8 protein-coding genes and 2 pseudogenes are annotated in these 13,926 nt (G+C 45.8%); 8 read left to right on the top strand and 2 right to left on the bottom strand.

Annotated elements, in window-relative coordinates:
* Positions 1 to 258, top strand: a pseudogene (locus ACYTXL_RS19895) (filamentous hemagglutinin); the annotation flags it as partial.
* 271 nt (positions 259 to 529) lie between these two features.
* Positions 530 to 3,181 carry a two-partner secretion domain-containing protein gene (locus ACYTXL_RS19890; RefSeq protein WP_461926239.1) on the top strand — a complete coding sequence of 884 codons (2,652 nt, stop codon included), beginning with the start codon at positions 530 to 532 and terminating at the stop codon, positions 3,179 to 3,181.
* Between the two features lie 10 nt (positions 3,182 to 3,191).
* Here ACYTXL_RS19890 and ACYTXL_RS19885 read toward each other — a convergent pair whose 3' ends face one another.
* The gene (locus tag ACYTXL_RS19885; RefSeq protein WP_461921492.1) at positions 3,192 to 3,887 is read right to left on the bottom strand and encodes a Uma2 family endonuclease; all 696 of its coding nucleotides are present in this window, start codon (positions 3,885 to 3,887) and stop codon (positions 3,192 to 3,194) included.
* A gap of 150 nt (positions 3,888 to 4,037) precedes the next feature.
* Between ACYTXL_RS19885 and ACYTXL_RS19880 the strand changes: the two genes are divergently transcribed.
* The 6 genes and pseudogenes from ACYTXL_RS19880 to tnpA form a co-directional block, all read left to right on the top strand.
* Positions 4,038 to 6,587: a CHAT domain-containing protein gene (locus tag ACYTXL_RS19880; RefSeq protein WP_461921491.1), complete on the top strand. Its 2,550-nt coding sequence runs from the start codon at positions 4,038 to 4,040 to the stop codon at positions 6,585 to 6,587.
* A gap of 192 nt (positions 6,588 to 6,779) precedes the next feature.
* Positions 6,780 to 7,634, top strand: coding sequence for a DUF928 domain-containing protein (locus tag ACYTXL_RS19875; RefSeq protein WP_461921490.1), 855 nt, complete (start codon positions 6,780 to 6,782; stop codon positions 7,632 to 7,634).
* A gap of 122 nt (positions 7,635 to 7,756) precedes the next feature.
* On the top strand, positions 7,757 to 10,552 hold the full coding sequence (locus tag ACYTXL_RS19870) for a CHASE2 domain-containing protein (protein ID WP_461921489.1): 2,796 nt from the start codon (positions 7,757 to 7,759) through the stop codon (positions 10,550 to 10,552).
* On the top strand, positions 10,549 to 11,850 hold the full coding sequence (locus ACYTXL_RS19865) for a hybrid sensor histidine kinase/response regulator (RefSeq protein WP_461921488.1): 1,302 nt from the start codon (positions 10,549 to 10,551) through the stop codon (positions 11,848 to 11,850). The genes ACYTXL_RS19870 and ACYTXL_RS19865 overlap by 4 nt, the downstream gene beginning before the upstream one ends.
* Positions 11,851 to 12,080: 230 nt before the next feature.
* Positions 12,081 to 12,341 carry a MoaD/ThiS family protein gene (locus tag ACYTXL_RS19860; RefSeq protein ID WP_461921487.1) on the top strand — a complete coding sequence of 87 codons (261 nt, stop codon included), beginning with the start codon at positions 12,081 to 12,083 and terminating at the stop codon, positions 12,339 to 12,341.
* Between the two features lie 142 nt (positions 12,342 to 12,483).
* Positions 12,484 to 12,705, top strand: a pseudogene (gene tnpA, locus ACYTXL_RS19855) (IS200/IS605 family transposase); the annotation flags it as partial.
* 92 nt (positions 12,706 to 12,797) lie between these two features.
* On the opposite strand, the gene ACYTXL_RS19850 reads toward tnpA, so the two are convergent.
* Entirely contained in the window at positions 12,798 to 13,655 is an 858-nt protein-coding gene (locus ACYTXL_RS19850) for a 1-acyl-sn-glycerol-3-phosphate acyltransferase (protein WP_461921486.1), read from the bottom strand.
* Positions 13,656 to 13,926 lie beyond the last annotated feature (271 nt).

Below are 13,926 nucleotides of genomic sequence, written 5' to 3'. Positions count from 1 at the left end.
ATACCGCAAAATCCAACGCAGGAAATTGGGAGCGATGTCTACGACGGGCTACGCCTACGCACTTGGTCTGATATCCGCGACATCTCTGCATTCCGCCAAACTGCGGAAGTCACGGCACAAATGCCTGAATCTCCAGAGGTTCTTGTCCAAGCCACAGGTTGGCGACGAAACGCCCAGGGGAAAATTGAGTTAGTAGGAGATTTATCTCCTACTCAGGTGCAACAACCATTAACCTGTGCTGCTCTTCGCAAAATTTAATCGATTACCGTGGGTTTAAGTCCCCCGGTTTAAAATCGCGCAAGTTTTGGGTCGGGGTCTAAATAAGAGTCACAAAACTTAATTACGAATTATTTAATCATGTTTAGGACTTACGCACGAGTTACGGAATAACGAACCGCAGAGGCGCAGAGTACACAGAGAGAAGGAAGAAATGCTTAACTGAACTGTATTGAGTCCTAATGTTATTAATCATGCAATTTCGGGAAATCTAACTTGAAATCAGTTAAAGGAAGTTTTTGGTATGAGAGCGATGTCTGAGGACAAGCCCTTCTCTACGAGAGGCTGTGCCAACGGATTCGGGGGGTCACAATCGACGGGAACCGCCTTCTCTACGAGAGGCTTTGCCAACGCGCAGCGTCTCGCAGAGAAGACTGCGACCCCCTCACCGCGAAGCATCTACGCTTTTCTATCTACACTCACAATCGGGTTCTTGAGTTCCGCTCTACTACCAGCGATACTCCTTTGGAGTCGCTGCGCGATCGCACAAGTGACATCCGATGGTACTACAAACACCATTGTCAACCCAAATGGTAATAATTTCACAATTCTTAATGGGATTGCAAAAGGTAATAATTTATTTCACAGCTTCAGTAATTTCTCTGTGCCTACGGGTGGTTCAGCGAGATTCGATTTAATTAACACACCAAATATTACAACTATATTTAGTCGGGTTACAGGTAGAAACGTTTCCAATATTGATGGGTTGATTAGCACGCTTAATAGTAGTAATCCGGTGAGTTTGTTTTTGATGAATCCTGCGGGGATTATTTTTGGGGCAAATGCCCGCTTGGATATTGGCGGCTCCTTTGTGGGAACGACGGCGAATAGTATTAACTTTAGTGATGGTGTAGAATTTAGTGCGACTAATCCCGGTGCTACACCGTTGTTGACGATCAGTGTCCCCATTGGCTTACAGTTGGGGCAAAATCCAGGGGGAATTAGCCTGCAAGGGAGTGGACATCGCCTGACCGCCGGACTTTATACCCCCGTAGATCGCAGCAATAATCCCATCGGGTTACAAGTCGGGGCAGGTAATACACTGGCGCTGATTGGCGGTGAGGTTAACTTGTCCGGTGGCATTGCAGCCGTTAATGGTGGCGGGCATTTGGAGATAGGCAGTGTCAGCGAGGGGCAAGTCAGACTCAATGCTACTCTTACGGGGTGGGTCGGGGATTACTCAGAGGTGCGGCAATTCAACGATATCCAGCTCGCGCAGCAATCGCTTCTCGATGCAAGCGGCGGCAGAGGCTCGATTCAATTACAAGGACGGAATATTAGCTTAACCGAGGGTTCCGTAGCTTTGATCCAAAACCTTGGTACACAACCGTCCGGGGGAATTGCAGTCAATGCCACCCAGTCCCTTAACCTCACGGGGAATACACCCGATGGTAGGCTGGGGAGCTTCATCCAAATCGAGAACTTAGGAACGGGTCAGACGGGCGATATTAGCGTCTTTGCAGCGCAGCTATCCATCCAAAATGGAGGAGGAATCGCTACTAGGACGTTTGTTCAAGCACCTGGGGGCAATATAACAGCCAATGTCGCAGGCTTGATCGATATCGATGGCTTTGCCCCCGCCAATCCAGTCGGGTTGTCCGCGATCTCCACAAACACATTTAGCTCTGCCAATGCCGGAAATATTACGGTCTCAACCGGCAACCTGAAGATTCTGAATGGTGGCAATTTTAGCTCTGCATCCTTAGGCTCTGGAAAGACTGGAACGTTACGAGTTAATGCAAAAGACTTGATAGAAATTGCTGGCAACGCCCCTATCACATTGTCACCGAGTGGCTTGACTTCATCGACTATCAGCTCTGGAAATGCCAATAACGTGTTTGTCAATACGTCCAGATTAGTGATTCGAGAAGGTGGAGCGCTAGGGTCTGGCACCCTTGCCACGGGTTCAGCCGGTAGCGTGACGATTAATGCTTCAAAATCCGTAGATATCAGAGGTAGAAGTGCCAGTTCGACCCTATCTAGCAGTATTGCTTCAAACGCCGAGATTGTCAATCCAGCCTTTCAAGCTGCCTTTGGACTTCCTGCCATTCCTAGCGGTAACGCTGGTTCCCTAACCATTAACACACCGTCATTACGCATCACAGATGGGGCATATATAACCGTCAAAAATGACGGTCCAGGCAGAGCAGGGGATTTGCAGATTAGCGCCAACTCTATTTTTCTTGACAACCAAGGCGCTATAACCGCATCAACTGCCTCTGGAAACGGGGGTAATGTCAGATTAAATTTGCAAGACCTTCTGCTGATGCGTCACGATAGCTTCATTTCAGCCACCACTACGGGCAACGGTAATGGTGGCAACGTGTCAATTAACGCACCAGTGATTGTCGGTTTAGAAAACAGCGATATCATTGCCAATGCAGTCCAAGGTCAGGGCGGTAACATTAACATTAGTACTCAAGGCTTATTTGGGCTGAAGTACCGCGATCGCCTCACCCCAGAAAGCGACATCACCGCCAGTTCCCAATTTGGCATTAACGGTACAGTTGATATTAACAATTTTGGAGTTGACCCCAATTCCGGTTTAGTAGAATTACCAGAGAATGTCACCGACCCATCACAGCAAATTACTACAGGCTGCGCGGGCAGTGAAGGCAGCCGCTTTGTGGCAACTGGTCGGGGTGGAATACCGCAAAATCCAACGCAGGAAATTGGGAGCGATGTCTACGACGGGCTACGCCTACGCACTTGGTCTGATATCCGCGACATCTCTGCATTCCGAAAAACTGGTGAGGTGACAGCCCAAATTCCCCTATCTCCAGAGGTTCTTGTCCAAGCCACAGGTTGGCGACGAAACGCCCAGGGGGAAATTGAGTTAGTAGGAGATTTATCTCCTACTCAGGTGCAACAACCATTAACCTGTGCTGCTCTTCCCAGGAGTTAATTTTTTTGAGCTAACTATCTAATTCCCCAAAGCGATCGCGATACTGCTGGAGCAGCGCTTGCATATCCTGCAATTGTTGCTCCGCCTGCTCTGCTCGTTGACGTTCCTGTTCGGCTCGTTGACGTTCCTGCTCTGCCCGTTGCTCCAACTCCACCGGACTCAAAAATTGCCGCCCATCTGGTCGGTAAATCACCAGTTCATGGTTGCCCACCGCAAACCGAATCCCCAATAGAGGACTCGTCCACCCATCCATCTGAGCAATTGGTAGCAATTGTTCATCTTGCCGTCGCCAACCTTTGAGTTCATAGCGGTCTGGGTCATACTGATAGTATTCTTCCACCCTGTATGTTTGGTAAAACTCTAGCTTGCGTTCCATCTCATCTGCATTGTTGTTGGGTGAGAGAATTTCGTATACCACTTGTGGGGCAATGTTGTCTTCCTGCCACTGTTTGTAAGACCCCCGCTGTCCTTTAGGTCTACCAAACACCACCATTGTATCCAGTGCAACTGGTGAGATTAAGCGCGATTTCACCGGGAACCAGAGCAAATCTCCCGCTACAAACACGTTAGGTTGATCAGCAAATAGAATTTCCAGATTTTCCTTGATTAGGACGATCCAACGAAACTGTTCGGTATTGTCTGCCATTGGCTTACCGTCGCTGTCGGGGAAATGTAAATCTGCATCCGTGCGAAAGAAGGTGGTCATAGGTTAACCCGGAATGACACAGTGTTTTAATTGTATGCGATCGCCCGCGACGTGATAGATCCGATTAGAAATTGGGCAATATGACTCTATTAATATCTCAAATACTTTTACTGTGAGTGATTGTTCAAAATAAAATCTTGGTAATTATTTATGGCTTTCGGAATTAAACAAACTCGTTGGCTATATATCAGCCTCAGTATTTTAAGTTTGTGTTTAGCATTTACCATCACACCTGTAAAAGCTTCTCCAGCAGTAATAACAACAGTTCTCTCTTCTTCTCAACCAACCAACGGGCTACAACAAGGACGGAACCTCTACCAATCGGGACGCTTTGCAGAAGCTGTTACAGCTTGGCAAAGGGCAGCACAACAGTACCATACCCAAGGTGATCGCCTTAACGAAGCTCTCAGTTTAAGTTACCTTTCATTAGCACAACAGGAACTTAATCAATGGCAAGCAGCCCAACAGTCTATTGAGCAAAGTCTGAAACTATTGCAAACAAATAAACCCTCTGCTGATGCAATTCTTTGGGCGCAAGCATTCAATACGCAAGCAAATTTGCAATTGCACACTGGCAAAGCTGAAACCGCTCTCGAAAGTTGGCAACAAGCGCAAAAATTTTATGAACAAGCAGGCGACAAAATGGGTAGCTTGGGTAGTCAAATCAACCAAGCACAAGCTTTACAAACTTTAGGATTTTACCGCCGTTCTAAACAACAGTTGGAGGTGCTGACTGAAAAACTCCAAGGGATACCGGATAATGAAATCAAAGTTAGCGGATTGCGATCGCTTGCTTTAGCCTTGCATGAGATTGGCGACTCTAGTAAAAGTCAACAGCTTTTAGAGCAAAGTTTAGCGATCGCTAGCAAAATTGCAGCCAAACCCCAATTAAGTTCTATCCTTATAAGTCTGGGACAAAGTGCTGTTAACTTCCAAGGTCCCGAAGCAGCATTAGATTACTTTAAACAGGCTCAAATCTTAGCCACCAACCCAAGTGATCAGTTACAAGCGCGTTTAGCTCAGTTTAAACTTTTCCTCAATTACGACAAACTTGAGTTTGCTACCCCACTCGCACCGCAACTACTCCAACAACTTCGGGAACTGCCCCCCAGTCATACTTCCCTCTACGCAGCGATCAATTTTGTTGCCAGCTTCAATCGCCAGTTAAATCCTGATCAAATCTTACCACTCAAAGATTTGGCGCAACTGATGGCAGTCACAGTCAAGTCTGCACAGCAAATCCAAGATGCACCAGCCCAAGCTTATGCACTATATCAGTGGGCAAAACTCTATTGTCGTACACAGCAGATATCTGAAGCACAGGAATTAGCTCAGAAATCTCTCGATATTGCTCGTCAACTCCAAGCTAACGATATCATTGCTCAATCTGCTTGGCAGGTGGGACAATTGTATAAGCAACAGGGCGATCGCTCCAAAGCAATTACTGCCTATACAGAAGCCGTCAATGCTTTAAAGGCACTGCGAGGGGATTTGGTGGCCATCAACTCTGATGTCCAGTTCTCTTTTCGCAGCAGTGTTGAGCCTGTTTATCGGGAACTAGTTGATTTACTTCTAGAGAATCAACCCAGTCAAGCAGAACTCATGCAAGCTCGTGAATTGATAGAAGCACTCCAAATTGCTGAACTCGATAACTTTTTTCGGGAAGCCTGTTTAGATAAAACTCAACAGATTGATCAGGTTGATCCCACTGCAACTGTTATTTATCCGATTATCCTGCCAGATCGTTTAACAGTAATCCTCTCGAAAGCCGGGCAACCACTCCGTTCTTATGTTACTTACAAATCTCAAGCTGAAATTGAGCAGACTTTAGACAATTTTTTGGTTGCTCTTAACCCTGTCTCGGATTCCAAAGACCGTGATCGAGTGTCCCAACAGATTTATGATTGGTTGATTCGTCCAGCCGAAGCAGAGCAAGCATTTATTGATAGCAAAACATTGGTGTTTGTTTTAGATGGTCGGTTGCGGAACATTCCCATAGCAGCTTTGTATGATGGTAAAAAATATCTGATCGAGAAGTATGCTGTGGCGCTCTCACCAGGATTGCAACTAATGGCGACGCAATCGCTTCATCAAAATCATCTCAGTGCGATCGTCGGTGGTATTAGCCAAGCTCGCGCGGGCTTTAGTGCTTTGCCCGCAGTGGAATCAGAAATCAAACAAATCTCCAAGGCGGTGTCTTCCTCTGTGTTGCTGAACCAGCAATTCACCAGTCAAGCCCTTGCTGAACGGGTGAAATTCAGTAGCGCCAGTATTGTCCACCTAGCAACCCACGGACAGTTTAGTTCTCGCCTTGAAGATACCTTCTTGCTCACTTGGGATGGACAAGTCAACGTTAAGGAGTTATCTGAACTCCTGAAAAATCGGGGTAACGATCCCTCCAAAGCCATTGAGTTGCTGGTACTAAGTGCCTGTGATACCGCCGCAGGAGACGATCGCGCTGTCCTTGGACTGGCGGGCTTGGCTGTCAAATCCGGCGCTCGCTCAACTATCGCCACCCTCTGGCCTGTTAAAGATCAGGTAGCCGCGATCCTCATGACTCGCTTCTATAACCAACTGCGACAACCCAAAATCACTAAAGCTGAAGCCTTAAGACAAGCACAAATTAGCCTAATTCGCCAAACTGATTTCCACGCTCCCTTCTTTTGGTCTGGCTTTGTTTTGATCGGCAACTGGATATAGCTAAGTAATAACACTAGATCGGCCTTCAAAAAATTAGGCTATTTTTTTACAATTTTATCACTAAACCTCGGCTATAGTGATAGCTGAAGTTCCCAGAATTGACTGTTGCTTGGACTTATTCTCTGAGCTTCTGTCCATAGTGGAAAGAAAGTATTTTGTATCATATTTCAATTGTAGATGAGGTAAAACATCATGAAACGTCGATATTTAGCTGGTACATTGAGCGTCATCGCTCTGATCGCTAGCAGTGCTTGGACTAGTGCCAATGCTGTTACATTTACCCCACCCACTAACAATGGCTCTCCTAGTCAAGCAACCGGAGGAGCTTCTCGGGGTAGTATGTTTACTCCTGCCGCCGGGAATGGTGCGCCCAGACAAGCAACCGGAGGAGCTTCTCGCGGCAACCTCTTTACACCTACTGTCGGCAAAGGTGCGCCGCAACAAGCAAGTGGGGGTGCTTCTCGCGTGGGTACTTATTACTTAAATCCATCGACTGTAAGTGCAACAGAACCAGCAGCACTAATCGCCCTTTTGCCCGAAAACTTCTATGGCACAACAGTGTCTGAACGTCCCACAATTCTGGTGTATCTCCCGGCTTCCAATGCCCAAGAAGCTGTGTTCAGCCTCAAGGATGAAGCTGGGAATATACAACATCAGATGAAGATTCCAGTTGCAGGCAAAACTGGGATAATTGCGATCAAATTACCAGCCAATGCACCCGCTTTAACCGTTGGCAAAAACTATCAATGGTTCCTAGCACTCAAACTAGATGGACAACTCAGCCCGAGTACGCCTTACGTCGATGGTTGGGTTCAGCGTATCCAGCCCAGTGCGGAGTTGGCAACAGCAATGCAAGGGCAAGATGCTCTGAAGCGGGCTACTGCTTTGGGTAAAAACGGTGTTTGGTATGACTGTGTGGCAACACTTGCAGCCGTATACACCGCCCAACCTAGTAATGCAACCCTCGGCAAAGAATGGGAAGAACTTTTGTCCTCAGTGAGTTTGAAGCAGATTGTAACAGCGAATTTATTAGCATCTACTAACTAATGCCAGGTTAATCCTACTTAACGTTGACTAGCGGCGAGTTGATAGCGCCTTTGAAGATCCGTTTATGGACTCTTTAAGAATCCCACGGCTGAAGCCGTGGGGAGTATCAAGGAGATAACTGTATGGCAAAAATATGTAGGTGGCGGAGATTCCAGACTTTTATCCAACGCACTCGTAGCGTTTTGATTATTACTCCCAGCGTTGCCTTGACGGTTATAGTTGGGCAATCGTTGGGACTTTTCAATTTACCGGAATGGAAAATTCGTGACCAATGGGTTCGTCAGCGAACGCCACAGACGATCGCTGACGAAATTGTAATTGTCACAATCGATGAGCGCGATATCCAATCAGTGCAAAAATGGCCAGTTCCAGACTGGGCGCTAGCACGATTGCTAGAAAAAATCCAGGCGCAGCAGCCCCGATCTATCGGATTGGATCTTTATCGAGATTTACCCGAAGGAAGTGGACATGAGCAACTTGTTAAAGTCTTCCGCAACACTCCCAATTTAATCGGAGTTGAGAAAATTTCTGGTGAACGCGTCAATCCCCCACCAGAATTGAAAAAAAAGGATCAGGTAGGATTAGCAGATTTAGTCTTGGATAGCGATCGCTTTGTACGTCGTGCGCTCTTGACAGCTGAAGATGCCAAAGAGAAAAATACCATTAAAGCCGGACTGGCAACCCTTGTGGCTCTTAAGTACCTCGAAACCGAAAGAATTAGCTTAGAAAGCATTGACCCCAAAAAGCAAAAGTTTCAGTTGGGCAAAGAAATTTACCTGCCCCTGCAAAATCAAGAAGCAGGTTATACCGATGCCGATTTAGGAGGCTATCAAATTCTGCTCAACTGGTATGGAACAGATGCCGCATTTCGCACAGTTGCCATGCGCGATGTGTTAGCAGGGAAAATTCCGGCAAATTTGATGCGCGATCGCATGGTATTTATTGGCTCAGTCGCCTCTAGTACCAATGATTTCTTCAGCACACCCTTCTCTTCCTGGGTATCTGCTCAAAAACCGACTCCAGGTGTCGTTATTCATGCCAATATTGCTCATCAACTAGTACAAGGGGCAAAAACCGGAAAATCCAGCCTGCACGGTGTTTCTGGCATTTCTCTATCACTGTTAATTATTTTTTGGTCTGTCATCGGTTCTACGGGCAGTTGGTGGTTAGCTAGTGCGCGTACCGGGCAACGGATTCCCGGCGGCAAAATTCTTTGGGCAACTGTAGGCATTAGTGGAGCCTGTGTATGGGCTGGCTATGGGATGTTTTTGCATGGTATTTTAATTCCGGTAACACCCGCCTTAGCTGCGTTTATCGGTAGTGTGATTGCGACAACGAACGCCTATAAACAGCAGAAGTTAGAACAAACAAATCGTCAACTGGAAATTGCCAACAGTCAACTATTAGATTATTCCAAAACCCTGGAGACAAAAGTCGAAGAACGAACTCATGAATTGGTTGAGGCAAAGCTTGCTGCCGATGCTGCTAATCAGGCCAAGAGCGAGTTTCTTGCGAATATGAGCCACGAACTACGCACACCCCTAAATGGCATCCTTGGTTTTGCCCAGGTACTAGAAGGATCGCCAAATATGACAGCTAAAAACCTGGAAAGAGTCAGCATTATCTACCAATGCGGATCACACCTTTTGATGCTGATCAATGACATTCTCGATCTCTCAAAGATAGAAGCGAGGAAATTGGATTTGGTTGCAACCAGTGTGCATCTGCCCAATTTCTTACATAGTGTGACTGAGATTTGTGGTATCCGGGCGGAACAGAAAGGGATTGCATTTAATATCTTAATTAGCGATCGCCTACCAGTTGCCATTGAAGTCGATGAAAAACGGCTGCGGCAAGTGTTGATTAACTTGCTGGGCAACGCGATCAAATTTACAGATAGTGGTAGTGTGACATTTACAGTGGAAGTCATTAGTCAAGAGTCTAAACCAATGACAGATGACAATGGACAAATCACCCATCAAAAAATTCGTTTTCAGATTGAAGATACGGGTATTGGGATGTCACCAGACGATCTCGAAAAAATCTTTTTGCCCTTTGAGCAAGTGGACCAAGCAGGGCATGGATCTGAAGGTACTGGCTTGGGATTGGCAATTAGCCACAGAATTGCGGCATTGATGGGGAGCCAAATTCAGGTGGAGAGTCACCAAGGTCAAGGAAGTCTGTTTTGGCTGGATTTGACAGTACCAGTACCACTCGATCATAACTGGCATAGAGGAGCAATCGCCCCAACTCCCCAGAAAATCACCGGGATTCGGGGTAGTGCGCCTCAGATTCTCATTGTCGATGACGATCATAACCACTGTTCCATGTTGACCAGTCTGCTGGAAGAAAGTGGCTGTCGAACCCTGGAAGCGAATGATGGCAAACATGGGCTACAGGTGGCAACTGAACACAATCCAGATGTGATTCTGCTCGATTTAGCCATGCCGAATATGGATGGTTTTGAGTTAATGCTTCACCTGCAAGCGAATCCGCAAACCTCTTCTATTCCGATTATCGTCTCTAGTGCCAGCGTCTTCGAGTCAAATCGCCAAAGGAGTTTAGAGGCAGGGGCAACAGCATTCCTGCCCAAACCCCTCCAGATTGACGAACTACTAAATAAACTGCGATCGCTCTTGGGAGTAGAGTGGATCTATGCCCAATCTTCGCCTGTCAAAGGTGAGCAGGTAACTGGTAGTGAATGGGTTCTACCATCCCAGGATGTTTTGCAACAACTCTATCATCTGGCAATGATGGGGGATATCGCGGCGATCGAGGGAATCTTAGCAGAGCTAAGTGAGCAAAACAGTCAGCTAGCTCCTTTCGCGGCAGAGTTAAACAAACTCACTGCCAATTTCCAAACCGCAAAAATCCGTAAGTTCCTCAAATCATTTGTCACAAAGGAGTTACATCCATGATCCTGAATTCTCTCTCGAAACCGATATATATTCTATTGGTGGATGACAATCCAAATAATCTCAAGCTGCTACATGAAGCGATTCAGGCGTGTGGCTGGAAAGCCCTGATGGCAACAGATGGAGAGTCAGCGATCGAACAAACAGAATATGCCCTTCCCGATCTCATTCTCTTGGATGTGATGATGGCAGGGATTGATGGATTTGAAACTTGTCGTAGGCTGAAAACCAATCCGATCACTCAGAATATTCCAGTGATTTTCATGACTGCCTTATCCGATTCTACAGACAAGGTGGCGGGACTGGAAATAGGTGCAGTTGACTACATTACCAAACCCTTCCAACAGGAAGAAGTCATTGCCCGTTTAAAGTTACACCTGAAAATTTCCCATCTCACCCGGACATTAGAAGAACGTGTTCAAGAGCGCACCGCAGAATTAACTCAATCTCTACAGCAGTTAAAACAAACCCAACTACAACTGATCCAGAGTGAAAAAATGTCCACTATCGGACAGATGGTTGCAGGTATTGGTCATGAGATTAATAATCCGGTTGGTTTTGTTGGGGCCAATTTACCCTATATTGAGGAATATGTAAATAATTTGCTTCGCCTGGTCAGTTTGCAACAGCAGAAGCTACCGCAGCCAGATCCGGAAATTCAAGAGCTTGTTGAAGAAATCGACTTGGAGTATTTGGTAGAGGATCTGCCGAAACTACTCGCATCAATGCACCAGGGAATTACCCGTCTTAAAGATATCAGCCTGTCTCTGAGAACTTTTGCTCGCACAGATATTACATCTCAGGTGGAGTTTCAGATTCACGAAGGAATCGATAGTACCTTAATGCTATTGAAACATCGACTCCAAGGCAATGGCGATCGCACTAAAATCCAGGTTGTAACACAATACGGTGATTTACCTCCAATCACTTGCTATCCTGGACAACTGAACCAGGTGTTCATGAATATCATCGCCAATGCCATTGATGCATTTGATGAACTCAATCAAAACCATTCTGCTCAAGATATTGCTGCTTGCCCAAGGCTTATCACCATTACTACATCGGTTGATCCTCAGCAACAAACCGTCACAATTTGCATTCAAGATAACGGTCCCGGTATGCCTGCTGAGGTGCGATCTCGAATTTTTGAGCAATCTTTCACAACCAAGTCCGTGGGCAAGGGAACTGGGCTAGGATTAGCTATAAGCTACCAAATTATTGTCGATAAACACAACGGAGAACTAAAATGTTTCTCAATGCTTGGTGACGGGACAAAGTTTATTATTACTCTGCCCATGTGACTAAATAATTCATAATTCATAATTTTATGAAATGATGAAATCATCTACTTAATAATGTATAATCAACCCTAAGAGTTTAGGGTGCTTGTCAAGTATTAACCTACTTGCTAGTACAGCACGGCGTAAATAAGCCACCCATTTGTAATCTCTGAAACCCTTGCTAAAACGTAATTACGAATTACGAATTACGAATTACGCGAAGCGGTACTAGTACTGCCAAAGTATGTTCTATGTCTAAATCTGCAATCATCGTTACCGTCAAACTGTTCGCTGTTTATCAAGAAGCCTTTAGGGTTTCGGAACTGGTAGTAGAATTTCCCAATAGTATGCCAGTAAAGGCAGTATGCGATCGCCTCATCGCTGAACACCCCGAGCTCTCTCAATGGCGTGACATCACCCGCTTCGGGATTAATTTAATATTTGTCGAACCAGATACCCTACTACAAGATGGGGATGAAGTTGTGTTAATTCCCCCAGTTAGCGGCGGTTAGCAAAACACTTAGGAGTGATGAGTTATGAGTGAGCAGTTAAAGATTTCTAACTCATAACTACTCATTGTGGCGTAGGCGTAGCCCGTCGTAGACATCGCTCTGACGGGTATAGCAATGGTCTGACCGTCGGGTGTGGTCTATTGACCACATCCACTTATTTGTTAGCGTCAAGCCTACGGATACACCACATTTAGTAATTAAGGCTTTTAAAGGGCGAAGCAGTTACCTTCTAAGAAAAGAATTTCCTATACTTTTAAAACTTCCTTCGCTGTGGACAAGGAGCTATTTTGTGAGTACTGCGGGTAATATAAGTAGTGAGGCAGTTAGAAAGTATATTGAAGATCCTCACCACGCCTCAAATTAAAAAGAAAATGCCACTGCGGTTAAAACCGCTCTTTTCCCTTCCCTCTCAGGTCTAAAGACACTGAGTTTCCCGCATCCCGCGTATTCCTATGATCATAGAGAATTGGACTTAGCAGTTAGCTTTACTAAGTGATCTAACTCTTGCTGCATCTGACTAACAACTAATTCATAACATTCATTGACATAGTGGCGATCGCTGGCTGCTTCTGAACCGTAGCGTTGAAATACAATTGGTGGACAAATCCGCGTGTAGATGGGCACAGGTAATGGAATGTTGGGCAATGGACCAATTCCTAATCCCCAAGGCAGTCCAAGATAGATCGGAAAAACTTCTGGATCAATCCCAAACAGCCAAGGCATCCCCCACTCGTGGAGTTGCTGCACAATTTTGTAGCAGTCAGCGATTACAATCAGCGTATCGTGAGCGCCCCAGGAAATCACAGGCACAATCGGCACATTTTCCCGCAACGCTAACTTGATAAATCCTTGCCGCCCTGCAAAGTGGATTTTATTACGTAAATAATGCGGTCGGAAAATATCTTCAGCTCCACCTGGATAAACTAGCAGACTAGCTCCAGAGTGCAAGGCAGTGTAAGCCATTTTCGGATGAGCGATGATTGCTCCAGCCTTGCCGACCAGTTGCGTTAGTGGTGAGCTAACCTGCCAAGCCTTGGGATGCATCAAACCATAAATGGGTTGCTCTACACCAAATCGTCGGAACCAGTCGTACATCATCATTGTCATATCGGGAGCCGCGAATCCCCCATTGTGCGAACCGACAAATAGAACTTTTTCTTGAGGTGGAATATTATCCCAGCCACTAGTTTGAACTCGAAAATAGTAGTGATACAAAAAGCCCAACAGGGGCATCAGAGATTCTATGAACTTTGGATCTCGCTCATCCAAAGACCAACCGGGTTTTTTGTTTATGAGATGTTGCTTTTTTGACATCGATGCATTTTAACAAAATTGGCAAAGGTCAAACAATGCTTCTTAGTACAGTTTTGCGTAAAAACGTAGCGTTTTTAATGCCTGGTAACAGATTAATGTCCCTGGCTTACCTCACCCTCAATCCCTCTCCTTTATAAGGAGAGGGAAGCTAGATACAGGATAAACTTTTGCATTTTATTTAACTTTACACCGTAAGTCCCCCACTGAATTGTACTCAATCAGTGGCGGGATATAAGGTGGGCAATGAGGAATTGACCGACAAACGACAATA

The sequence above is a fragment of the Nostoc sp. genome (genome assembly GCF_054880495.1).
This window is presented reverse-complemented; position numbering and strand designations above follow the sequence as displayed.

What these genes read in the sequence shown, in the direction of transcription:
- ACYTXL_RS19890 (WP_461926239.1), top strand. Translation starts at nt 530, where the DNA reads ATGTCTGAGGACAAGCCCTTCTCTACGAGAGGCTGTGCCAACGGATTC.
- ACYTXL_RS19885 (WP_461921492.1), bottom strand. Translation starts at nt 3,887, where the DNA reads ATGACCACCTTCTTTCGCACGGATGCAGATTTACATTTCCCCGACAGC.
- ACYTXL_RS19880 (WP_461921491.1), top strand. Translation starts at nt 4,038, where the DNA reads ATGGCTTTCGGAATTAAACAAACTCGTTGGCTATATATCAGCCTCAGT.
- ACYTXL_RS19875 (WP_461921490.1), top strand. Translation starts at nt 6,780, where the DNA reads ATGAAACGTCGATATTTAGCTGGTACATTGAGCGTCATCGCTCTGATC.
- ACYTXL_RS19870 (WP_461921489.1), top strand. Translation starts at nt 7,757, where the DNA reads ATGGCAAAAATATGTAGGTGGCGGAGATTCCAGACTTTTATCCAACGC.
- ACYTXL_RS19865 (WP_461921488.1), top strand. Translation starts at nt 10,549, where the DNA reads ATGATCCTGAATTCTCTCTCGAAACCGATATATATTCTATTGGTGGAT.
- ACYTXL_RS19860 (WP_461921487.1), top strand. Translation starts at nt 12,081, where the DNA reads ATGTCTAAATCTGCAATCATCGTTACCGTCAAACTGTTCGCTGTTTAT.
- ACYTXL_RS19850 (WP_461921486.1), bottom strand. Translation starts at nt 13,655, where the DNA reads ATGTCAAAAAAGCAACATCTCATAAACAAAAAACCCGGTTGGTCTTTG.